The following is a 22,762-nucleotide window of genomic DNA, read 5'->3' on the forward strand; positions in this document are numbered from 1 at the left end:
CATAGGATACGTCTCAGTCTCTGAACAAAACGCCTTCCTTCCACACCATAGCAGGATATTTCATCATGCAGGAGATATCTTCATCGGGTGCACCGTCTACAACCACAAGATCGGCCAGTTTGCCAACGCAGATAGTACCCAGCTTGTCATCCATGCGGAGGATCTTTGCGCTCTCAATGGTGGCTTGTTTCAAGATGGTCTCATTGTCCACGCCATAGGATGCTCTTGCCTGAAACTCGATGCCCGGATATTTCGCCGCATTTTCCATATCCAGATCGGTACCGAAACCAATCGTGATGCCAGCGGCCTGGCAGAGGTGAATACCCTGCGCCATATGTGCGATACCATCTTCCGTCTTGCTCTTAAATTCAGGAACAACGGGGCCAGAGAGCTCAGAAACTAACGAATACGCCACCGCAAACGTAGGAACTGTACAAATATCATTCCCACGCTTGAGGATCAGCTCTACACACTCCTCATCCATATAGGAGGCGTGTTCAATGGTGCGGACGCCGGCCTTGATGGCTTCTTTGATCCCCAACGTGCCGTGGCAATGTGCGGCAACATAGGTCCCAAGTCCTTCCGCTGCTGCCACAATAGCGCGAAGCTCTTCGGGTGTGGTTACAATCTGACCAGGTACGCCGCCAAGATTCAGCATCGCCCCTGTGCACATATATTTGATAAAATCGACCCCTGCGGCACACTCCTCACGGCAGGCCTTCAGCATGGCGTCTGCACCGTCAATTTCCTTATAGAGCGTTCCAAAGCTGGAGTTGCCCCGTGTAGTGGGTGTCAGAATTTTGCCAGAGGTGATAACACGTGCGCCGGTCAGAACGCCGCTGTTGATGTTGTCGCGTACGGTTACAGAGGCATAATAGTCATTGCCAGCATCACGGATGGTGGTGTAACCCAATTTCAGATAAGTCTTGGCGTAAGCGGCGCTGTCCATTACATATGTGCTCTCACTGCGGTGCATTAAATACTCCCAGTTCTGGTTGGTAAACATCAAATGTGCATGCAGGTCAAAGTAACCCGGGATCACCGTTTTGCCGTTTAGATCATAGCACTCAGCATCTTCACAAGATTGTGTTCCACAGGGATAGATTCCTTGGATGTGTTTGCCGTCAATAAAAATGTCTGCGGTGGGATTGCTGTATCCATCCGTCAGGTATGGGATAAGACGACAGTTTTTTAATACAATCATTATAATTGCCTCCATGTTTTAGGATGTCCTTATCATATATTTTTCACAAAGAGGAGGCAATTTTGCAAATTCCTGCTTCGCCGGATTTGTGATTCAAAAATTCCGCTTGCACCGGAATTGACAATCTATTATAATCAAAAAGTCAAAGAAACAAAATATTTTATTTGTGTATTTTAGCGGATTTCCGTTTGAAATGGAATTGTTGGGGGGATGTGCGATGAATGAAATCAATATTTGCAAAGAAGTGGGTGCAAAAATCCGCTATTTTAGAAAATTGCAAGGCTATACGCTGGAGTCTTTTGCCACTATTTTGCACCGAAGTAAATCCGTCCTTTCTCAATATGAGCGGGGTGAGATTTCTATCGATTTGCTGACACTTCAGCAGATCAGTAATGCGCTGGGTGTTTCTATCGGCGCGCTCATTGACAACTACTGGAACGCATCAAACCTACTGATCACAAGTGGTTCTGCCAACCAAATTTCCATGGAAAATATGCGGCAGGAGTACATATATACGTACTTTTCCCACGCAAAAGCGCCGATCCTTAGAGTGCATCAATTATGCTACAACGAGAGTAAGACCCATGCGGCCATCTACACATATTCCTCAGAGAAATTAGATGGAGCCTCTTTTGAATACTTTTATACCGGTAAAATCGTCTGCGGCCAATCTTTTACGCGGCTGCTGCTTTCAAACCCGCTGATAGAAGATGATTTGCTGTTTCTTGAATTTCCCGCACGCTTTCGCGGCTCAGGGGCTGTCTTGGGCTTCCTAAGTACCTATTCAGTCGGTTCCTGCTTTCCTCTAGCAGCGATGGCTTTGCTCTCAAGTACAATTATCAGCGACAGGGAGTGGCTCATCTCTTGCCTTAGTTATAACAGAGATGATATGAAACTTAACAGGCAGTGCAACTGTTTCTTTGTTAATCAGGAAAAAAACCACTTCTTACATGAAAATATGGAGCTACATAAAAAGCTACATGGTAAATATTGGGACAACCAACCTTCCTGATTTTTATTTAAGCCACCTAGAATATAGTTGCGGTCATAGACACGGCTGGCTACCATGTCTATGACCGTAACTATATTTTAGGCGCGTATAAACGGGTATCCAATGAGGTGGAAGGCTGTAAAACGAGGAAGTTGCCTGTGCAATGAAGCTGCTGCTGGATGAGTATCACCAAGTAAAAGTGAAACGGCTGGAGTATCTGATTGATTTTTATGTACAATTTGAGCACATCCGTCCGTTTCAGGACGGCAATGGCCGGGTAGGACGATTGCTTTTCTTCAAGGAATGTCTGAACCATAGTATTGTTCCCTTTGTGATCTAGGATGACCTGAAGATGTTCTATTACCAGGGATTAAGCCAATGGGGCCCCGAAAATGGTTATCTGATGGACACCTGCCTGACGGTACAGGATCGTTTCCGGGCGTATCTGAAGTACTTTAATATCCCTGCCTGATTCTGTGTGCCGAGAGTAGATTTTTCAGATGACGTTTCTCTTGAGTTTGAATGAATACTCTGGTATAATCAAAATAAATTAGACGATTATTTTGCAATAAGTTCTGTTTCTGAATGGTGCCATGCACAACTCTTTCTGCTAAAGGATGAAACCGTATGATTCAATATGACGCTGAGCGCCGTACTCTTACGCTGCATACCCGCAGCACCAGCTATCAGATGAAGATCGATGCCACCGGCGTGCTGCTTCATACCTATTATGGCGAAAAACTGCGAAAGGGAGACCTCTCCCGGCTGATCTGTCCCGAGGACCGGGGTTTCTCCCCCAACCCCGACGAGGTGGGCCTGGACCGCACCTGGTCCCTGGATACCCAGCCCCAGGAGTACTCCTCCAGTGGCGTGGGCGACTTCCGCCAGCCTGCTCTGGAGGCCGATCTAGCCGATGGCAGCCATATCGTGGACCTGCGCTATGTGGGCCACACCGTGGCCGACGGCAAGTATGCCCTGGAGGGCCTGCCTGCCTTCTATGATGAGGGCGTAGCCGCCCAGACCCTGACGGTGGAGCTCCGGGACAAGTGCAGCGGCCTGACGGTGGAGCTGCTGTACGGCGTTCTGGAGGAGTATGACATGATCACCCGTGCCGTCCGGGTGCGCAACGATGGAGCCGCCCCCGTTCAGCTGACCCGGGTGGCCTCCGCCTGCCTGGACTTCTTCACCGGAGATTGGGATTTCATTACCCTGGGCGGCGCCTATGCCCGGGAGCGGGAGCCGGTGCGGACCACCCTGACCCAGGGTGTCCACACCGTGGGCAGCGTCCGTGGTTCCTCCAGCCACCAACAGAACCCCTTCCTGGTGCTGTGTGACCGGGATGCCACCGAGGATACCGGGTGCTGCTGGGCCATGGCCCTGGTGTACTCCGGCAATTTCCAGGCCACGGTGGAGCACACCCAGTTCCATGAGACCCGGATGACCATGGGCATCCACCCCTTCCACTTCTGCTGGCGGCTGGAGCCCGGCGAGAGCTTTACCGCGCCGGAGGCCGCCATGGTGTTCTCCCGGCAGGGCCTGGGCCATATGAGCCGGATGTTCCACCGGGCTATCCGTCTCAATCTGTGCCGGGGCCCCTGGAAGGATGCCCGCCGTCCTATCCTCATCAACAACTGGGAGGCCACCCTCTTCGATTTTGACGCCGACAAGATCTATTCCATTGCCCAGGCCGCCAGCAAGGTGGGCGTGGAGATGATGGTCATGGACGACGGCTGGTTCGGCCAGCGCAACGATGATTTCGGCGGACTGGGTGACTGGAACGTCAACCAGGAGAAGCTGCCCGGGGGACTGGCCCCTCTGGCGGAGCGCATCAAGGGCCTGGGTATGAAGTTCGGCATCTGGGTGGAGCCGGAGATGGTCAATGAAAACTCCGACCTCTATCGAGCCCACCCCGACTGGGCCTTCCAGGCCCCCGGCCGACCCGTCACCCGGGGCCGGTACCAGCTGGTGCTGGACCTCACCCGTGCCGAGGTGCGGCAGTATATTCTGGACAATCTGCGGACCATGCTCAAGAGTGCCGACATCTCCTATGTGAAGTGGGACATGAACCGCAGCCTCACTGATGTGTGGAGCGCCGGGCTGCCTGCGGAGCGCCAAGGCGAGGTATACCACCGCTTTGTACTGGGCGTGTATGAGATCCTGGAGGCCCTCCATCAGGAGTTCCCCCAGCTGCTCATTGAGGGCTGCTCCGGCGGCGGCGGACGCTTTGACTGCGGCATGCTCTACTACACGCCCCAGATCTGGTGCTCCGACAACACCGACGCCATGGACCGGCTGCGTATCCAGTACGGTACCTCCTACTGCTACCCCTGCTGCACCATGGGCGCCCATGTGTCTGCCGTGCCCAACGGTCTGACCCACCGGTCCACCCCATTCCATACCCGAGGCGTGGTGGCGGCTGCCGGTACCTTCGGTTATGAGCTGGACCTGAACGAGCTGTCTCCGGAGGAGCTGGAGGAGGTGGCTCACCAGATCGCCGCCTTCCGCAACTACTGGGACGTGGTGATGCGGGGAGACTACTACCGCCTGACCGACCCCTTCCGGCACGAGTGCTTCTGCGCCTGGATGCACGTGTCCCCCGACCGGACCCGGGCGGTGGTCAGTGTGGTCCAGACCCAGCGCCACGCCAATCCGGTGCGGCCCCTGCTGCGGATGAAGGGACTGGACCCCGACAAGGACTATCTGGTGGAGGGCAAGGTGTACGGAGGCGACGAGCTGATGTATGCCGGGCTGGCCCTTCCTTTCCTGGACGAGTGCCAGGCGGTACAGTATCAGATCAAAGAGGTATAAAAAAGAGGATCTGCTGCAAACGCAGCAGATCCTCTTTTTTATATTTGTTACTCCAGCACCCAGGCGGCAGCCTGCCAGGGCTGGAATTCCAGCGTCCCGGGGACAGCGGCGGCAGCCTCTGCCCAGTTGGCGATGAGCAGGCGGCTCTTTCGGCCTGTCAGCTCTTCCGGCAGGGCAAAGGTTGCCGGCTGGCCGGACAGGTTGCATATGGTGAGCAGGGTCTTACCCTCCAGGGTGCGCAGGTAGGCAAACAGCTGGGGGTGATCCGGCAGAATCAGCTGGTAGCTGCCGTATACGATAAGCTCACTGTCCGGGGAATTGCGGCGCAGGGAAATGAGCTTCTGGTAGTAGCGGAACACGGAGTCCGCCCGGCCCAGCTGCTCCTTGGCGTTGATTTCCCGGTAGTTGGGATTGACCATGATCCAGGGGTTACCGGCGGTAAATCCGGCGTTGGGGGAGTCATCCCACTGGAAGGGAGTACGGGCGTTGTCCCGACTCTTGTAGGCGATGGCCTCCAGCAGCTCCTCCGGCTGGAAGACCCCGCGGGCGGTGAGATCATGGTAAGCGTTGATGGACTCCAGGTCCCGGTAGTTCTCGATGGGCCCGAAGGGCACGTTGGTCATGCCCAGCTCCTCCCCCTGATAGACGTAGGGGGTGCCCTGCATCAGGTGGAGGCAGGTGGCGATGCACTTGGCCGACAGCTCCCGATACCGGGGGGAGTCATCTCCCAGCCGGGAGACGATACGGGGCTGGTCGTGGTTGCAGAAGTAGAGGCTGTTCCAGGCCACGTCTTCCAGCTCGTTCTGCCACCGGGACAGCAGCTTCTTGAGGGCAACCAGGTCAATCTTCCGGGTGCTCCACTTGCCGGTGACCGCGTCGCCGCCGTCCAGGTCCACGTGCTCGAACTGGAACACCATGTTGAGCTCGGTGCCCTGGGCGTTGGCGTATTGCTTGGCCTGGTCGATGGTCACACCGGCGCACTCGCCCACGGTGAGCAGATCATACTTGGAGAGCACCTTCTGGCGCATCTCCTGCAGATACTCGTGGACGTGGGGGCCGTTGCAGCAGCCCAGATTGCAGGAGGCGTAGGGTGCACCGCCGGTGGGCATGTCGGGCAGGCCTTCCCGCTTGGAGATCATGGAGATGACATCCATGCGGAAGCCGTCAATGCCCTTTTCGCACCACCAGGTCATCATATCAAAGACGGCGGTGCGTACCTCCGGGTTGTCCCAGTTCAGGTCGGGCTGCTTGGGGGAGAAGCAGTGGAGGTAGTACATATCGGTAGCGGAATCATAGGTCCAGGCGGAACCGGAGAAGGCGGAGCCCCAGTTGTTGGGCTCCTTGCCGTCCTTGCCCTCCCGCCAGATGTAGAAGTCTCGCTTGGGGTTGTCTTTGGACTGGCGGCTCTCCACAAACCAGGCGTGCTCGTCAGAGGTGTGGTTGACCACCAGATCCATGACGATCTTGATGCCCCGGGCGTGGGCCTCGGCCAGCAGGCGGTCAAAGTCGGCCATGGTGCCGAACTCCTCCATAATGGCCTGATAGTCGCTGATGTCGTAGCCGTTGTCGTCGTTGGGGGAGCGGTAGACGGGTGAGAGCCAGATCACATTGGCCCCCAGCTCCTTGATGTAGTCCAGCTTGCTGGTGATGCCGGGCAGATCCCCGATGCCGTCGCCGTTGGAGTCGCAAAAGCTGCGGGGGTAGATCTGGTAAATGACGCTCTCTTTCCACCATGCTTTGTTCATGACCATATCACTCCTCTGTGTGCAGGAACCAGGCAAAGCCGTAGGGGTAGAGCTGCACCTGGCTGAGATCCTCAAAGGTTCCGCCGTAGATCAGCTCCTCAAAGGGACCCTGGTCCCCATTGGAGACGGTGACAAATTCCTGGCTGAAATTGAAGAAGGCAATGAGCTTGCGGCCCTGATACCAACGGCCGATGCCCAGCACCCGGCTGTCCCCGGTATCAAAGGTCCACATATCCGCCCGAGCGTCGAAGGCGGGCTCGGCCGCCCGCAGCTCCTCCAGCCGCCGCAGGCCGATAAACTGCTTGCCCTGGCGGGTGGTGGGATCGTGGCGCATTTTGGCCATATCCCACTGGAAGTTGCCCCGGTGAATGTAGCGGCTGTCATCCCACTTCTCCCCGTCGTGGTGATAGGAGTAGTCGTTGAGCTGGCCCACCTCGTCTCCGCTGTACAGCACAGGGATGCCGCTCTGGGTGAGCATCCAGGCGTGGAGCATCAGGTCGCAGGAGACGGCACGCTCCAGCTTGAAGGGGTCCCGCTCATAGTCGGCGGCCTCCACCCCGCACAGAGAGGCGGTGGTGCCGCACAGCCGGGCGTCGCCCAGCCGGGGGTCGTCGTTGTACAGCTCGCCTCGGCTGCTGCTGCCGGGCAGCTTGCCGGTGAAAAAGTCGTTGAGATATTTCTTATGGGCCACCTCATTGGTGCCAAAGTGCTCCTTCAGCCAGGCATAATCCAGGCCCCAGCCGATGTCGTCGTGGCAGCGCAGGTAGTTGAGGAAGAGAAAGTCCCGGGGCAGGGCGCACACCGTGTCCATCTGATGGCGCAGCAGGGACACGTCGGCGGTGGCCAGGGTGTGCCAGGTGGTGGCCATGGTGGTCACGTTGTAGAGCATGTGGCATTCCGGCTTATCGGTGCTGCCGAAGTAGGGGGCCACCTTGGCGGGCTCCATGACTACCTCGCCCAGCAGCAGCACGCTGGGGCAGACGATCTCGCACACCATGCGCATCATCCGCACCAGGGTGTGGACCTGGGGCAGGTTGCGGCAGTCGGTGCCCAGATCCTTCCAGATGTAAGGGACCGCGTCCAGTCGGATCACGTCGATGCCCCGGTTGGCCAGGTAGAGCAGGTTCTCGGTCATGTCGTTGAACACCATGGGGTTGGCGTAGTTCAGATCCCACTGGTAGGGATAGAAGTTGGTCATGACCACCTGCTTGCAGTCATCCAGCCAGGTGAAGCTGCCGGGGGCGGTGGTGGGGAAGACCTGGGGCACGGTTTTCTCAAACTCCCGGGGGATATCCCAGCTGTCGTAGAAGAAGTAGCGCTCCCGGTAGCCCGGCTCGCCCGCCCGGGCCTTTTTGGCCCACTCGTGGTCCTCGCTGGTGTGGTTCATGACGAAGTCCAGGCACAGGCTGATGCCGTCCTTCCGGCAGGAATCCGCCAGATGCTCCAGATCGGCCATGGTGCCCAGCTCGGGCTGTACCTTCCGGAAGTTGGAGACGGCATAGCCGCCGTCGCTGCGGCCCTTGGGGCTCTCCAGCAGGGGCATCAGGTGGAGGTAGTTCACCCCGCACTCCTTCAGATAGGGCAGCTTCTCGGCCACCCCGTTGAGGGTACCGGCGAAAGCGTTGGTGTAGAGCATCATGCCCAGCAGCTCCCGGCGGCGGTACCAGTTGGGGTCGGCCTCCCGCCGGGCGTCCTGCACCCGCAGGTCGGACTTGCGTTCCTCCCAGCTCCGGCGGAGCATCTGGGTGAAGTAGTCGAAGGCGCCCAGATCGCCGTGGTACAGCTCGCAGTAGAGCCACTTCAATTCATCGTAGTGCCGGGCCAGACGGCGCTCAAAGACGGAGGCGTCCTCCCCGATTCCCACCTGAGCAGGGGTGAGGGGAGTGGCTGCCTTGGGTTTCTTTTTGCTTTTGGTTGCCTTGGGGGTCGGTGCCTCTGCCGCCTGCTTCACCAGCAGGTCGGTCTGTCCGGCGGCGGTGGCGGTCGTTTTCTTGGTCTGCTTACGCTTCATGGGCGCCCTCTCCTTCCTCCAGCTCCGCCAGCGTGGGCATGGCGGGGATGGCTCCGCTGCGGGAGCAGGTCTTGGAGGCCGCCCGGTTGGCAAAGGCCAGGATGGCTTCCAGCTCGGGAGCGGTCAGGCCCTCCAGGAGTTTCTGGCCACGGCGCACCAAACGGCTGAGCACCGCGCCCAGGAAGGTGTCACCGGCGCCGTTGGTGTCGGCCACGGTGGTGGCCACTCCGGGCACCAGGCCGGTCTTGCCCTGCCAGCGGTAGAAGGAACCCTTGTCGCCCAGGGTCACAAGGATGAGGCGGATGCCCTGGGCCTCCAGCAGCCGGGTGCCCTCCTGGGGATCGTCGGTGCCGGTGATGAGGGGCAGCTCCTCGTCGGACAGCTTGAGCACGTCCACCAGGGGCAGCGGCTTCTTCATCCACTCCACGGCCTCCGCCTGGCTGTTCCACAGGGCGTCCCGGTAGTTGGGGTCATAGCTTACCAGCACGCCCTTCTCCCGGGCGCTCTGGGCGGCGAAGAGGGTGGCCTCCCGGGCGGGCTCGGCGGTCAGGCTCACCGAGCCAAAGTGAAGGACCTTGCTCCCGGCGATCAGACCGGTGTCCACCTCCTCCGGCTTCAGGTTGCAGTCCGCTCCCCGCACGAAGCGGAAGGAGCGCTCGCCGGTGTCGGACACTGCCACCACGGCCATGGTGGTGGCGGCCTCATCGGTCCGCAGGCCGGACACATCCACCCGGTTCTCGGACAGCACCTGGGTCAGGTAGGCTCCGAAGCCATCCTGACCCACCTTGCCGATAAACGCGCTGCTGGCTCCCAGGCGGGCGGCGGCCACCGCCACGTTGGCGGGGGCGCCGCCGGGATTGGCGGCAAACAGCGGTACTTTTTGCTCATTGACCCCAGTCTGGGTCAGATCGATCAACACTTCGCCAATGGCGGTAATATCCATCATGGAGATCCTTCCTTTTTTGCTTGATATCCATCGTTGGTGGGAGAGATTCAGCGGTCCTCACGCAGGGTGAACAGCTCCTCCACCGGGCCTTCCAACCGGTCCTTTAATCCATAGACTACGTGGCTGACCACATAGCGCCCGTCATCCACGAACACCTCGATCAGATGGTCGTCCACAAATACATCCAGCCGGCAGCTTTCTCCGTCCAGCGCCGGAGTTTGGGCCACGGTCCGATGGTTGGGCAGATGGGGGAACACCTGGCTGCGGTCGGTGACGATCCGGCCGTCCTCCAGGGCGATGCGGTAGCCGCACACGTCCAGCGCCTCTCCGGCGTGGAGGGTGGCTTTTAGCCGGAAGGGCCGCTGCCGGATTGCCTGGTTCCAATCGCCCTCCACAGGGCGGAAAAGAGACTCAACATTTGGATGGGGGGTAAAGCAGAGCTTGCCCTGTCGCAGCTCCACTACCCGGGGCAGGCTCATCATGCCGTTCCAGGGGCCCCGGCCGTCGCCGGGGTCAGCCGCCGCCTGGGGCATCCGCATCCAGCCGATGAACACCCGGCGGCCCTCGCGGTCCAGTGTGGTCTGGGGGGCATAGAGATCCAGGCCGTAGTCCACATATTCCAGGGGACCTTTGAGGGAGAGGGTGCAGGTCGGATGGTCAAAGTCGGCCAGCCCCCACATGGCATGGTTGGCATACTCGATCTCCGGCGGGGTGACGCCCATAGGGGAGCCCAGCAGCACGTAGGTTTCGCCCAGCCGGAACAGGTCGGGACACTCCAGCATGGTGCGGAATTCCGGAGAAGAATACTGATTGACGTACTCCCAGTGCAGTCCGTCCCGGCTGCGGTAAAAGAGAGCCTTGCCCTGCTCCTTGCGGAAGGTGCTGCCCAGGATCATGTAATAGAGTCCGTCCTGCTTCCACACCTTGGGGTCTCTGGTGTCCTTGGCATCGCCCAGGGACTCGTCGCCCAGCACCGGGATGATCTGGCGCTTGGCCCCCATGTTGTCAAAGGTGCGGCCGTCCTCCGAGATCACCATGGCCTGGCTGGTCACATAGGCATCGTCAGGCGGGATGTGGATGTCCTCCTCATCCTGCCGGAGGTAGCGCACGGCAGAGTAGTACAGACACAGCTTCCCGTCCAGCTCCAGGGCGGTGCCCGAAAAGACGCCGTTCTGGTCGTAGCCCTTGGTGGGGTAGAGGGCTACCCCCAGGTGCTCCCAGTGGACCAGGTCACGGCTTACCGCGTGGCCCCAGTGCATGGTGCCCCACCGTGGGGCGTAGGGGAAGTATTGGTAAAAGAGGTGGTACTCACCTCGGTAATAGATAAAGCCGTTGGGATCGTTGATCCAGTTTCCCGGCGCTTTCATGTGCAGAGTATCGTTCCACATGGGTGTGCCTTGTCTCCTTTCCGGTTGCGTCGATAAAGCAGTATAACCGAAATTCTACCACAAGGGCAAGAGGCCCTTGTGGTAGAATTGGACAGGCATGTTATTTGACTGCGCCGGAAACAACGCCGCCGATGATCTGCTTCTGGAGGATCACATAGAGGATGAGAATGGGGATGACGCACAGCAGCAGGCCGGCCATGATGGTGCCATAGTCGGCGGAATAGGTGCCGTAGAAGCTGTAGGTGGACAGGGGCAGGGTGAGCAGCTCCTTGTCGGTGAGCACCAGGGAGGGCAGCAGGTAGTCATTCCAGAAGGCAAGGGAGTTGAGGATCACCATGGTGGCGATGATGGGCTTGAGCAGGGGGAAGACGATCTTGAAGAAGGTCTGACGGTGGGTGCAGCCGTCGATGTAGGCCGCTTCCTCCAGGGCGATGGGAATGTTGCCCTTGATGAAGCCGTGGAACATGAACACCGACATGGCCATGGAGAAGCCGGTGTGCATAAAGATCAGGGTGATGCGGTGGTTGAGCACGTTGAGAGTGCCGCCGTAGATGCTCACCAGGGGGATCATGATGGCCTGGAAGGGGATGATCATGGAGGCCACCATCAGAGCGAAGGCGATCTTGGAAATGATGTTGTTGCGGCGGACGATGTAGTAGGCCAGCATGGCGGACAGCAGAGTGACCAGCACAGTGGCCGACACCGTCACGATGAGGGAGTTCTTAAAGGCGTTGAGGAAGTCCATCTGGGTAAAGGCCTTCACAAAGTTGTCGAAGGACAGGCCCTTGATGGTGAACAGCCAGGAGAAGGGATCGGTAATGATATCCCGCTTTTCCTTCAGGGAGTTGATGACCACCATGATGAAGGGGAACATATAGGCGATGAAGATGATGATCATACCGATCATGGCCAGCGCGTTGGCCAGCTTGCGCTTGTTGCCGCCGATGGTCGTGTTATTCATTATGCATCCACCTCACGTTTCTTGGTCAGGTACACCTGAATGCCGCTGATAATGGCTACGATCACAAACAGGATCAGAGCCTCGGCCTGGCCCACACCGAACTGACGGGAGGTAAAGGCCTTTTCATAGACGTGCATGGCGGCCATCTCGGTGGTGCCGTAGGGAGCGCCGGCGGTCAGGGACAGGTTCACATCGTACACCATGAAGGCGCGGGACAGGGTCAGGAACAGGCAGATGGTGATGGAGGACATCATCAGGGGCAGGATGATGTGGCGCAGCTTGGTCCAGCCGGTGGCGCCGTCGATGCTGGCGGCCTCCATCACGTCCTTGTTCAGGCCCATGAAGCCGGCCACGTAGATGAGGATCATGTAGCCGGACAGCTGCCACACGGAGACGATCACCAGGGCCACAAAGGCCAGGGTGGGGTCAGACAGCCAGGAGGCGCCGAAGAGTTCCCAGCCGGTGGCCTCGCCGATGCCCACAAACACACGGGAGAACACGAACTGCCAGATGTAGCCAAGCACCAGACCGCCGATCAGGTTGGGGGTGAAGAAGCCGGCCCGGAAGAAGTTCTGGCCCTTAAAGCCGCGGGTCAGCAGGTAGGCGATGGCAAAGGCCAGAATGTTGACCACCACTACCACGACCACCACATATTTGAAGGTCAGCAGCAGGGAGGACCAGAACTGGCTATCCTTCAGTACGCTGAGGAAGTTGGCGCCGCCGATGAAGTTTTTCTCGGTGGAGACGCCGTTCCAGTCGGTCAGGGTCAGGTAAATACCGTAGATAAAGGGGACGATCACCACTGCCGCAAAACAGAACAGGCCGGGCAGGGCGAACCCGCAGAAATCTTTTCCTCCGCTTTTTCTTTTCATCCTAGCTCCTCCTTACTGCTGTTCGTCCCAATAGGCCACGATGGAATCGATCAGCTCCGCCCGGTCGCTTCTGTCTGCCAGATACTTCTGCAGGGCGGCGCCCAGAACAGACCAGTGGTCGTTGGGGACGATGGCGGATGCGTTGAAGGCGGTGCCCTCATGCACCCGGCTGTAGATGTCACGGCTCAGGGGATCGGAAGGCTCATAGGGGTTGTTCTGGAAGGGCGGGATGATCTTACAGGTCTTGACCAGCATCTGCTGGCCGATCTCGCTGAACACGATCCAGTTCAAAAACTCCTTGGCCGCGGCCTGCTCCTTCTCTGTGGCCACAATGCCGTCCAGCATGATCTGCTTGGAGGGGGAGGCCTGGATCTGCTGGTTCACAAAGTCGTCGGGGTCGTTGTTCAGGAAGTAGGGCAGGAAGCCGTACTCATCGTCCTCCTCGGCGTCGGCCTCGGCCAGGTTGGGCCAGGCCCAGTTGCCGTTGAACCAGAAGGCGGTCTTGCCGTCGGCCAGGTCGATGACCATCTCGTCATAGTCGGCGCCCAGGGGGTCCCGGTAGGCCACGTTGTACTTCTTCAGGATATCGAACATATCCAGGAACTGGGACATGCGGTCATAGGTGGTCAGGTCCAGCTGACCGTCCTTGATCCGATTGATGCACTCGGCGGCGCCGTCGGAGGTGCCGTCGTAGGTCTCATAGATGTACTGCAGGTGATGGGCGCCCAGGGACCAGTCCTCCATGGCCAGGGAGACAGGATGCTCCATGCCGGCCGCCACCAGCCGGTCCAGCAGAGCCACAAAGTCGTCCTGGGTCCGGATGGTGGAGGGATCGAAGGTCTCACCCAGGGTCTCCTCGATCACTTCCTTGTGGTAGATGATACCGCGGCCCTCGATACACAGAGGGAAGCTGTACACCTTTCCGTTGATCTGAGTGGTGTAGCCCTCGGCTTCCTGGATCCAGGGCTGGTCGGACAGATCAGCGGCCTTCTCTTCCGCCAGGGCGATGACGTCGGTGGTATCCAGAATGGACAGAGTGGGGGGATTGCCGGAGTTGTACAGGCTGACGACTTTGGTATAGGGGGAATCGCCGTCGGTAACAGGCATGACCTCCACATGTACGCCGGACTTCTCCTCAAAGACCTCGCCCATCTCTACCAGGGCGGTCTGGATCTCGGCCTTGGAGTTGAGCAGGGTGATGCTGGTGCCGCTGAGGGATTGGTCGTACTCAAAGGTGTCTACCGAGGTGTCGATGGGTTCTACCTCTTCCACTTCATTGGGGTCGTCCGGATCGCTGGCAAAGCCGAATCTGCACCCGGACAGCAGGCCGGCCAGCAGAGCGGCCGAAAGACCCAACGCGAGGAATCTGGTCGGTGCGTGTTTCTTCATTGTCTCTCCTCCTGTTTCCTCTTTTCTTTTCTGTAAATTATGGCGCGAAAACATATAAAAACCGGTTATGTAACCGGTAATGGAACCGGTTATTCTTGCTTAAGAATACTCCCCACAGTAAGCTTCCGTCAATGGTTTTCACCCGTTGGAAATATTTTTGTAAATTCCGCCTCATTTCCAGCGCTTGAAATTATGCACAATTACACCCAGCCCCGCCGAGCGCCAGGGATTGCATCCATTTCTTCTCTTTGTTATAATAAAATTCAATCAAATCTGAGAAGAAAACGCGCAATTATCTTCAAGGTTTTAACAGCCGTGTGTCCTGCCTGCAAGGCCTCGGCAGATTGAAGGGCTTGATATGGAAGAGAAAAAAAGAGTGACCTTTGATGACATCGCCAGATATACCAATTTCTCAAAGACCACCATCTCCAGATATTTTAATGATCCGGATTCTTTGACGGAGAAGAGCCAGCAGATCATTTCAGAGGCGCTGGAGAAGCTGGATTATCATGAGAACCGGGTGGCCCGTATTCTGGCCATGGGGAAGACGGAATTCATCGGGGTCATCGTGCCGGAGTTTTACCACCGCTTCTATTCCGAGGTGCTCAACCAGATCCTGGCCACCTATGAGACCTTTGGCTATAAATTTCTGGTGTTTATCGGCAACAACAATAAGGAGAGTGAGTGCCGGTACATCAAGGAGCTGCTTTCCTACCAGATCGAGGGTATGATCGTGCTGAGCCATACCCTCTCCTCCCAGGAGCTGGCCCAGTTCCAGATCCCGGTGGTGGCCATCGAGCGGGAGGATCAGTACGTATGCAGCGTCAACACCGACAATGAGGCCGGGGGACGGCAGGCCGCTGCCCTGCTGGAGGAGCAACAGTGCGATGTCCTGATCCATATCAACTCTCCCACCGATCCCCGTATCCCCGCCTACGGGCGCATCCGGGGTTTTGAGGATTACTGTCAGGCCAACGGCCTGGCCCATGAGGTGGTCCTGCGGGACCTGGACCGCTCCTATGAGGAGGACCAGGTTATCCTCAAGGACATCCTACAGGAATGGGACAAGAAATATGCCAGGAAGAAGATCGGCGTATTCCTGGCCAACGATACCACCGCCAATACCCTCCTGAACCTGATTATCCGCCGCTACGGCTACCTGCCCAAGGAGTACTGCATCGTCGGCTTTGATAACTCGCCCACCTCCAGAGAGGCTATCATTCCTCTGAGCACGGTGGGGCAGCAGGTGGACCGGCTGGCCCATGAGGCGGTCAGCCTGCTGGTGGACCAGATCAAGGCCCGCAAGCAGGGGAAGACCCCGGGTGAGTCGGCCCCGGTTCATAAGATTGTCCCTCCCGTTCTGTTCCGGCGGGCCACCGCTGGAGGGGTGGATGTCATCTGAGGACCGACCCCCGGTAAGCCACCGCTTATATTGAGAAGAAAGAAGGACCGCCCTGTGCTGCAGGGTGGTCCTTCTTGTTTTTAAAAATTTTCCGGTACCCCGTTGACAAACTAATACTGTTAGTTGTGCCATAACTAATGGTATTAGTTTTAGGAGGAATCAGACCATGAGCGCAAAAGGACTGAGCAAGGAGATCATTGTGGCGGAGGCGGTGGCCTGCGTGGCCGACACGGGGCAGCCGCTCATCTCGCTCCACGAGCTGGCCCGCCGGTTGGGCATCAAAACCCCCTCGCTGTACAACCACATCAAAAACACCCGGGAGCTGCGCAATGAGGTATTTCGCTGCGCCATTGACCGCTTTGTGGAAAACCAGCGGGCGGCCACCCAGGGAAAGCAGAAGGATGAGGCGGTGCGGGCCTTTGCAGAGGCCTATCACACCTTCGCGGTGGAAAACAAGGGCCTGTACCGGCTGATCATGTCCATCCCGTCGGAGGAGGATGAGCAGGCCAAGGAAATGGCCCTCCCTCTGCTGGATACGGTGGTGGATATCCTGGAGGAGTACGGTCTGTCGGAGGAGAGGATCGCCCACTGGCAGCGTGTCTTCCGTGCCATCCTCCACGGATTCATTTCCCAGGAGGACCTGGGCTATTTTTATCACTACACCTCCACCGACCTGAAAAAGAGTCGGGAGATTGCCGTGCAGTGCTTCCTGGACGGACTTCATGCGGAACTGTCCGGGGGAGCCCCTTCGGCGGAGAAGCGTCAAGCATGATGAGTAGGAGAAGAAGCCATGACAAAAAGCAGTACGAAAAACAATGAGTTATTTACCTCCATGCCGGTGGGGAGGGCGGTAGCCAAGCTGGCCATCCCCACGGTAGTCAGCCAGATCATCGTCATTCTCTACAGCCTGGCCGACACCTTCTTTATCGGACAGATCGGTGACCCCAACCAGCTGGCCGCCCTGTCCATCACCTTTCCCATCTATACCCTGCTGACCGCGGTGGCCAACCTGTTCGGTATCGGCGCCAACAGCGTGATCGCCAGAAGCCTGGGCCAGAACGACGAGATGACGGCCAAGAAGGCCTCCGCCTTCAGCTTCTGGGGCAGCCTGGCGGTGACCCTGGTGCTGTCTATCCTGTTGGCCATCTTTATGACCCCGGTGCTGAATTTCTTCGGCGCCGATGAGTATACCTTTGGCTTTACCAGAGACTATCTGTTCTGGGTCTTTGTCATCGGCGGCCTGCCCACAGTGGCGGGTCTGACCCTGGGACACCTGGTGCGGTCGGTGGGCAAGACCAAGGAGGCCGGCTTCGGCCTGGCCCTGGGCGGCATCCTGAACATTATCCTGGACCCTGTGTTTATCTTTGTGTTCCATATGAATGTGGCCGGCGCGGCCGTGGCCACTATGCTGTCCAATGCCATCTCCATGGTGTATTTCTTTTTCGTGCTGGCCCGGATCAGAAAATCCACCGTGCTCACTCTGGCGCCCAAGTACTTCTCTTTGGAGAAAAAGGTGGCCTGGGGCACCCTGTCGGTGGGCTTTCCCGCCGCTCTGTCGGTGCTGCTGGTGTCGGTGTCCATCTCGGTGCTGAACGGCCTGCTGCTGCGGCGTGAGGGCGGCAATATCCTCTCCGCCGCCTACGGCGTGACCTCCAAATGCGGTACCATCGCCCTGCACATCAGCATCGGTATCGCCCAGGGTGTCATGCCCCTCATCGGCTATAGCTACGGTGCCAAAGACCACAAGCGGGTCCATGCGGTGTGCCGGCTCTCCTTTATTATCCTGCTGATTTTCTCTGTGATCTTCCTTGCCATCGTGCAGTTCATTCCCGGTACCATCGTCCGGATGTTCACCCCCGATGCGGCCACCATTGAGGTGGGCAGCACCTTCATGCGCTGCTGGTCCTGGTGCGTCATCGGCATGAGCCTGTTCAATATGTACAACTCCATCTTCCAGGCCGTGGGCAAGTGGCAGACCTCGCTGCTGCTGGCGGTGCTCCGCCTGGGTGTGATCTTCACGGTCCTCAGCTTTACCCTGGATGCCCTCTTCGGGGTGACCGGTCTGATGTGGGTGCAGGCCATCACCGACACGGTGTCCTGCCTCATCGCTGTGGCCCTGTATAACCGCTTCAAGAAGGCCATGCTCAAGGAGATCCAGACGGAGCCGGAGGCTGCCCCCGCCCCCGCTACCCACAACCGGGTGATCACCATCAGCCGGGAGTTTGGCAGCGGCGGCCGGACCATCGGCAAGGAAGTGGCCGCCAAGCTGGGGATCCCCTGCTATGACAGCGACCTCATCGAAAAGATCGCCGCCGAGAGCGGTCTGGCCAAGGAATACATCGAGAAAAATGGCGAGTACGCATCCTCCGACCGGCTGTTTGACAACGCCATGGCGGGCCGGGAGCGGGACGGACAGTCCGCCGCGGACAAGATGTGGCTGGCCCAGAAGAAGGTCATCACCGACCTGGCCCAGCAGGAGTCCTGTGTCATCGTGGGCCGCTGTGCCGACTACATCCTGCGAGATGTGGCAGACTGCCTGACGGTATTTGTCCATGCATCCGACGAGCAGCGGGCCGAGCGCATCGTGACGGTGTACGGTCAGCGGGAGGAGTCTCCCGCTCAGCGGCTCCACGACAAGGACAAGAAACGGAAGGCCTACTATGAGCTCTATACCGGCACCCAGTGGGGCCAGGCGGACAACTATGAGCTCTGCCTGGACAGCGGCAAAATAGGTCTGGACCGGTGTGTCGACATGATTGCCAAGCTTTATCAGAGCGCCTGAGTCCATATCCAGTCCCCCGGAACGCCTTGCTTTACAAGGTGTTCCGGGGGACTTTTTTGTTGAGTGTCCTTAAAAGTCTGCCGCATGCGGTGATTTTCGGCAAAAGGGGAAACAAATGGGCAAAGAATGGTTTGAGAAAAAGTCAACTATCTGGTATAATAAAAGACCAATGCCCCAAAGACGGGAGCGAGACGACTCTTTGGTCAGAGCGCTTGCTGCAGCCGGAAAGATCCAATGCGCGGGAAGCGTCGGCTTCATGGTTTCAAAGCCTCCCCCGCAAGAAAGGACGGTGCCGCAATGGCCGTGAAGACACCCTATACCGTAGTGGTTGCGGACGACGAGGATGAACTGAGAGAAGCGGTATGTACCATGATCCCCTGGGAGGATTTCGGATTCTGCCTGGTGGGAAGCGCCAGCAACGGACTGGACGCCCTCCAGCTGGTGGAAAAGCATAAGCCGGACCTGCTGCTGACCGATATCCGGATGCCCTTTATCTCCGGAATCGAACTGGCCCGGCAGGTGCGGGAGGTGCGACCCGCCACCAACATCGCCTTCCTCAGCGGTTATGACGACTTTGAATACGCCAAGCAGGCCATTCAATATAATATTATCAGTTACATGCTCAAGCCCCTGACCATGGAGGGACTGGCCACGGAGCTGGGCAACATCCGCCAGAAGATCGACGCCCAGTATGCCCAGTTCCGCCATACCGATCCCAGAGCGGAGGGCGGGGACCTGCGGGCGGCTATGCTGATGCCCCTGATGCTGGATGAATATGCCGAGACAGAGGGGGAGACCGCCCTGGAGCGCTATGGGCGGCAGTGCGGTCTGCTGCGGGACCTGGAGGACAGGCCCTACTATGTAGTGATGGTGTCCACCCTGATGGACGAGGAGGGGAACGGCTGCACCGAGCCCTCCTTTGTATCCTCGGTGGACCGGCTGGGCTCCAAATACCTGCGCAGCGTCAGCTTTTTCACCTGGGGGAAGGTGGTCACTGTGCTGCTGGGCAATCCGTCGGACTTTGAGGAGTATCTGCACATTCTGGCCGACGAGATCCCCCAGATGGCGGACCGCGTTCTGGGCAAGCGCTGCCGCATCGGCGTCAGCCGGGCGGTTCGCTCCCTCACGTCCCTGCACGACGCCTACCGGGAGGCCATCGAGGCCCTCCGCCAGGGGGATCGGACTGAGGGAGGCGCCCAGTTCATCAGCGACCTGGCCCCGGCGGTGAAGGGCGGCAGCCTGCTGTGCCGGCGGGCGCTGGAGGCCCTGGACCAGCACTATATGGAGGCCGACCTCTCCCTGGTGTCCCTCAGCGGCATGCTGGGCGCCAGCCCCAACCATCTGAGCGCCTGTATCAAGAAGTACACCGGCGAGACCTTCATCAATATCCTGATCCGCAAGCGTATGGACGCCGCCCGGGAGCTGCTGGCCATTCCCGGCCTCAAGATCCAGGAGGTGGCTCAGCGCTGCGGCTACACCGATCAGCATTATTTCAGCTACTGCTTTAAGAAATACTGCGGCGAGTCCCCCAATGCCCTGCGCCGCAGGCTGGAGCAGGAGAAGGCAGGTGAGGTCCTGTGAAAAAAGACGCCCCCAGGACCGGGCTGCGTACCACCACCATCCTGGTGACCATGGTGGTGAGTGTGGTGGCCATCATTCTCTGCTGCTGTATCGTGCTCTTTCTCAACCGCTACCGCAGTGCCGTGGTTCAGAATGCCCGCACCAGCAGCGCCCAGGCGGTGTCCCAGGTATCCACCACGGTGAGCAATTATCTGAAAGATATGACGCAGGCTATGGAGCTGGTCAAACAGTCCATGTCGGAGAGCGCGGACAGCCGGGACAAGCTGCTGTCCGCCTTTTTGAAGTTCCGCCCGGAGGTTGTGGCGGTCACCAGCTATTCCGAGGACGGCCAGCTGCTGGACTGCTGGGCTCTGGGCCGGGAGCCCAGGGAGAACATCCTTGAAAACCTCTCCTTTGACCTGGAGATGGCCAAGGCCTCCGACTCCGCCTATATGACGCCCCCCCACGTGGAATCTCTCTTTGAGGGGTATTATCCCTGGGTGGTGACCATGACGGCGCCGCTGGAGCCGGGAGAACAGGCGGCCTGGGTGTCCCTGGACCTGAGCTTCTCCAGCATTTCCAGCTACATCAACAACGTCAGCATCGGCCAGCGGGGCTACTGCTTCCTGATGGACAAGGCCGGAAACATTGTGTACCACCCCCAGCAGCAGCTGCTGTACGCCGGACTGAAGTCGGAGCAGATAGCGGCCCTGGCCGGGATGCAGGACGGCACCTACGCCAATGATACGGTGATCTACTGTGCTGCCAGCGTGGCGGGCAGTGATTGGCGGGTAGTGGGCGTCAGCTACGTGGACGAGTTGGTCAACCGCAACGTCACCGAGATGATCCATCTGTCCATGGTCTTGGCTGTGGTGGTGCTGGCGGCGGCAGTGCTGACCAGCTGGCTGCTTTCCCGGCTGCTGGGACGGCCACTGCGGGGACTGACCGCCGCCATGGAGAGCTTTGAGACCGACGCCGACCACTTTACCTACCGGCCGGTGGGCGGTACCCGGGAGGTGCAGGAGCTGTCCGACTCCTTCGGGCACATGGTGCTGCGCATCCAGCAGCTGATGTCCACCGTCCGGGAGGAGGAGGTCAACCTCCGCAAGACGGAGTTGAAGGCCCTCCAGGCCCAGATCAACCCCCATTTCCTGTACAACACCCTGGACTCCATCGCCTGGATGTGTGAGCAGGGGCGCAATGCCGAGGCGGTGCGCATGGTCCATGCCCTGGCCCGCCTTTTCCGCATCAGCATCAGCAAAGGCCATGAGCTGATCCCCATCGCCAAAGAGATCCAGCACGCCGAGAGCTATCTGCAGATCCAGAAATACCGGTACAAGAACCAGTTTGTCTATACCTTTGATGTGGACCCGGAGTGTCTGAATTACTACTGCAACAAGATCACCCTCCAGCCCATCATTGAAAACGCCATCAACCACGGGCTGGATCTGCTGGTGGATGAGGGTGAGATCAATGTGCGGGTGCGGCAGGACGGGGACGACATCGTCTTTTACGTCCAGGACAACGGGGTGGGCATGACGCCGGAGCAGCTGCGCACCATCATGCAGCGGAACCCCAGCGACCGCACCGGTATCGGCATCAAGAACGTGGACGACCGTTTGAAGATTTATTTTGGAAAGGACTACGGGCTGCATATTACCAGCGAACCGGATGTGGGGACCTGTGTGGAAATCCGTATGCCCAAGCTGGAGGAGGGGGATTATGAGGCGAAGTAAAGGGGCCGGTCTGCTCTGCGGCGTGCTGGCCTGCGCCCTTCTGGCCGGGTGCGGCGCCGGTTCCTCCACGGCAGAGCAGCATAAGGTGACCCTGGTGGCCAAGTCCACCCAGACGGAGTTCTGGCTGTCGGTCTTTGCCGGGGCCGAGGCGGCTGCCACCGAGTACAACCTGGAGCTGACCATCATCGGGCCGGAGACCGAGGAGGACTACGAGACTCAGAATCAGATGGTGGCCGAGGCCGTGGAGGAGGGGGCAGACGCCATTGTGTTCTCTGCCATTGATTACAAAAACAATGCCTCCGCCATCGATGAGGCGGCCCAGAAGGGCGTCAAGGTGGTGGCCATCGACAGCAGTGTGGACTCCGACATGGTGAGCACCTACATCGGTACCGACAACTACGCGGCAGGACAGATGGCGGCCCAGGCGGCCCTGGACCGGGTGGACGGCCCCCTTCAGGTGGGGATCATCAACTATGACATTAGCAGTGCCAACGGCCAGGAGCGGGAACGGGGTGCTGTGGATGTGCTGGAGGAGAGCGGCCGGGCTCAGGTAGTGGCAGTGGTCAACACCCTGGCGGAGGCCGGGCACGCCCAGACCGACACGGAAACCATGCTGAAAAACTATCCCCAGATCAATGTGCTGCTGGCTTTCAATGAGCCCACCAGTGTGGGCGCGGCGGAGGCGGTGGAGAAGCTGGGCCTGTCCCAGCGGGTCTTCCTGGTGGGTTTTGACTCCAACGTGGCCACGGTAGATGGCCTGCAGGACGGGGCGGTGGACGCCCTGGTGGTGCAGAATCCCTATGCCATGGGTTACCTGGGGGTGGAGAGTGCCTACCAGCTGATCAGCGGCCACGGCGGCAGTCTGGAACCGGTGGTGGACACCTCCACCCAGGTGGTGGATCGGGACAACCTTTTCACCATGGACAGCCAGAAAGCCCTGTTTGCGTTTGAACTGCACTGGGAGTAG

16 protein-coding genes and 1 pseudogene are annotated in these 22,762 nt (G+C 58.8%); 9 read left to right on the top strand and 8 right to left on the bottom strand.

Translation table 11 applies throughout. The annotated features are described in order from the left end of the window. Positions 1-13 precede the first annotated feature (13 nt). A complete protein-coding gene (locus J9789_RS02540) occupies positions 14-1,204 on the bottom strand; it encodes an amidohydrolase family protein (RefSeq protein ID WP_009260858.1) in 1,191 nt (396 codons plus the stop codon). 217 nt (positions 1,205-1,421) lie between these two features. On the opposite strand from J9789_RS02540, the gene J9789_RS02545 reads away from it, so the two are divergent. From J9789_RS02545 to J9789_RS02555, 3 genes and pseudogenes are all read left to right on the top strand, one after another. Beyond that, entirely contained in the window at positions 1,422-2,216 is a 795-nt protein-coding gene (locus tag J9789_RS02545; protein ID WP_209341974.1) for a helix-turn-helix transcriptional regulator, read from the top strand. A 139-nt stretch (positions 2,217-2,355) separates the two neighbouring features. Further along, a pseudogene (locus J9789_RS16935) lies at positions 2,356-2,535 on the top strand (Fic family protein); the annotation flags it as partial. A 287-nt stretch (positions 2,536-2,822) separates the two neighbouring features. Then, on the top strand, positions 2,823-5,003 hold the full coding sequence (locus J9789_RS02555) for an alpha-galactosidase (protein ID WP_209341976.1): 2,181 nt from the start codon (positions 2,823-2,825) through the stop codon (positions 5,001-5,003). A 47-nt stretch (positions 5,004-5,050) separates the two neighbouring features. Here the strand turns inward: J9789_RS02555 and J9789_RS02560 are convergent, their stop codons facing one another. From J9789_RS02560 to J9789_RS02590, 7 genes are all read right to left on the bottom strand, one after another. Next, positions 5,051-6,748 carry an alpha-glucosidase gene (locus J9789_RS02560; RefSeq protein WP_209341978.1) on the bottom strand — a complete coding sequence of 566 codons (1,698 nt, stop codon included), beginning with the start codon at positions 6,746-6,748 and terminating at the stop codon, positions 5,051-5,053. A gap of 7 nt (positions 6,749-6,755) precedes the next feature. Then, the gene (locus J9789_RS02565; RefSeq protein ID WP_209341980.1) at positions 6,756-8,759 is read right to left on the bottom strand and encodes an alpha-amylase family protein; all 2,004 of its coding nucleotides are present in this window, start codon (positions 8,757-8,759) and stop codon (positions 6,756-6,758) included. Then, complete coding sequence (locus J9789_RS02570; protein ID WP_209341982.1) at positions 8,749-9,705, bottom strand: carbohydrate kinase; 957 nt, start codon at positions 9,703-9,705, stop codon at positions 8,749-8,751. The genes J9789_RS02565 and J9789_RS02570 overlap by 11 nt, the downstream gene beginning before the upstream one ends. Before the next feature lie 47 nt (positions 9,706-9,752). Continuing rightward, positions 9,753-11,093: a glycoside hydrolase family 32 protein gene (locus J9789_RS02575; protein ID WP_209341984.1), complete on the bottom strand. Its 1,341-nt coding sequence runs from the start codon at positions 11,091-11,093 to the stop codon at positions 9,753-9,755. Positions 11,094-11,193: 100 nt separating this feature from the next. Further along, on the bottom strand, positions 11,194-12,054 hold the full coding sequence (locus J9789_RS02580; RefSeq protein ID WP_209341986.1) for a carbohydrate ABC transporter permease: 861 nt from the start codon (positions 12,052-12,054) through the stop codon (positions 11,194-11,196). After that, on the bottom strand, positions 12,054-12,926 hold the full coding sequence (locus J9789_RS02585; protein ID WP_209341987.1) for a sugar ABC transporter permease: 873 nt from the start codon (positions 12,924-12,926) through the stop codon (positions 12,054-12,056). Before J9789_RS02585 ends, J9789_RS02580 begins: the two co-directional genes overlap by 1 nt. 12 nt (positions 12,927-12,938) lie before the next feature. Then, positions 12,939-14,315: an ABC transporter substrate-binding protein gene (locus J9789_RS02590; protein ID WP_209341988.1), complete on the bottom strand. Its 1,377-nt coding sequence runs from the start codon at positions 14,313-14,315 to the stop codon at positions 12,939-12,941. A 358-nt stretch (positions 14,316-14,673) separates the two neighbouring features. On the opposite strand from J9789_RS02590, the gene J9789_RS02595 reads away from it, so the two are divergent. The 6 genes from J9789_RS02595 (at position 14,674) to J9789_RS02620 (ending at position 22,762) form a co-directional block, all read left to right on the top strand. Further along, entirely contained in the window at positions 14,674-15,717 is a 1,044-nt protein-coding gene (locus J9789_RS02595) for a LacI family DNA-binding transcriptional regulator (protein ID WP_209341990.1), read from the top strand. A 166-nt stretch (positions 15,718-15,883) separates the two neighbouring features. Further along, complete coding sequence (locus J9789_RS02600; RefSeq protein ID WP_209341992.1) at positions 15,884-16,489, top strand: TetR/AcrR family transcriptional regulator; 606 nt, start codon at positions 15,884-15,886, stop codon at positions 16,487-16,489. Between the two features lie 18 nt (positions 16,490-16,507). Beyond that, on the top strand, positions 16,508-18,499 hold the full coding sequence (locus tag J9789_RS02605; protein WP_209341994.1) for an MATE family efflux transporter: 1,992 nt from the start codon (positions 16,508-16,510) through the stop codon (positions 18,497-18,499). 297 nt (positions 18,500-18,796) lie between these two features. Beyond that, positions 18,797-20,080 (top strand): response regulator, encoded by a 1,284-nt coding sequence (locus J9789_RS02610; protein ID WP_209341996.1) that lies wholly within the window; start codon positions 18,797-18,799, stop codon positions 20,078-20,080. Next, the gene (locus J9789_RS02615) at positions 20,077-21,795 is read left to right on the top strand and encodes a sensor histidine kinase (protein ID WP_348633618.1); all 1,719 of its coding nucleotides are present in this window, start codon (positions 20,077-20,079) and stop codon (positions 21,793-21,795) included. Before J9789_RS02610 ends, J9789_RS02615 begins: the two co-directional genes overlap by 4 nt. Beyond that, the gene (locus J9789_RS02620; RefSeq protein ID WP_209341998.1) at positions 21,782-22,762 is read left to right on the top strand and encodes a substrate-binding domain-containing protein; all 981 of its coding nucleotides are present in this window, start codon (positions 21,782-21,784) and stop codon (positions 22,760-22,762) included. Before J9789_RS02615 ends, J9789_RS02620 begins: the two co-directional genes overlap by 14 nt.

It is taken from the genome of Flavonifractor sp. AGMB03687 (assembly GCF_017811815.1).
In the GTDB taxonomy this organism is placed as follows: Bacteria; Bacillota; Clostridia; order Oscillospirales; family Oscillospiraceae; genus Flavonifractor.

Excerpts from the sequence above, each read along its gene's own strand:
- J9789_RS02540 (WP_009260858.1), bottom strand. The coding sequence starts at position 1,204 with ATGATTGTATTAAAAAACTGTCGTCTTATCCCATACCTGACGGATGGA.
- J9789_RS02545 (WP_209341974.1), top strand. The coding sequence starts at position 1,422 with ATGAATGAAATCAATATTTGCAAAGAAGTGGGTGCAAAAATCCGCTAT.
- J9789_RS02555 (WP_209341976.1), top strand. The coding sequence starts at position 2,823 with ATGATTCAATATGACGCTGAGCGCCGTACTCTTACGCTGCATACCCGC.
- J9789_RS02560 (WP_209341978.1), bottom strand. The coding sequence starts at position 6,748 with ATGAACAAAGCATGGTGGAAAGAGAGCGTCATTTACCAGATCTACCCC.
- J9789_RS02565 (WP_209341980.1), bottom strand. The coding sequence starts at position 8,759 with ATGAAGCGTAAGCAGACCAAGAAAACGACCGCCACCGCCGCCGGACAG.
- J9789_RS02570 (WP_209341982.1), bottom strand. The coding sequence starts at position 9,705 with ATGATGGATATTACCGCCATTGGCGAAGTGTTGATCGATCTGACCCAG.
- J9789_RS02575 (WP_209341984.1), bottom strand. The coding sequence starts at position 11,093 with ATGTGGAACGATACTCTGCACATGAAAGCGCCGGGAAACTGGATCAAC.
- J9789_RS02580 (WP_209341986.1), bottom strand. The coding sequence starts at position 12,054 with ATGAATAACACGACCATCGGCGGCAACAAGCGCAAGCTGGCCAACGCG.
- J9789_RS02585 (WP_209341987.1), bottom strand. The coding sequence starts at position 12,926 with ATGAAAAGAAAAAGCGGAGGAAAAGATTTCTGCGGGTTCGCCCTGCCC.
- J9789_RS02590 (WP_209341988.1), bottom strand. The coding sequence starts at position 14,315 with ATGAAGAAACACGCACCGACCAGATTCCTCGCGTTGGGTCTTTCGGCC.
- J9789_RS02595 (WP_209341990.1), top strand. The coding sequence starts at position 14,674 with ATGGAAGAGAAAAAAAGAGTGACCTTTGATGACATCGCCAGATATACC.
- J9789_RS02600 (WP_209341992.1), top strand. The coding sequence starts at position 15,884 with ATGAGCGCAAAAGGACTGAGCAAGGAGATCATTGTGGCGGAGGCGGTG.
- J9789_RS02605 (WP_209341994.1), top strand. The coding sequence starts at position 16,508 with ATGACAAAAAGCAGTACGAAAAACAATGAGTTATTTACCTCCATGCCG.
- J9789_RS02610 (WP_209341996.1), top strand. The coding sequence starts at position 18,797 with ATGGCCGTGAAGACACCCTATACCGTAGTGGTTGCGGACGACGAGGAT.
- J9789_RS02620 (WP_209341998.1), top strand. The coding sequence starts at position 21,782 with ATGAGGCGAAGTAAAGGGGCCGGTCTGCTCTGCGGCGTGCTGGCCTGC.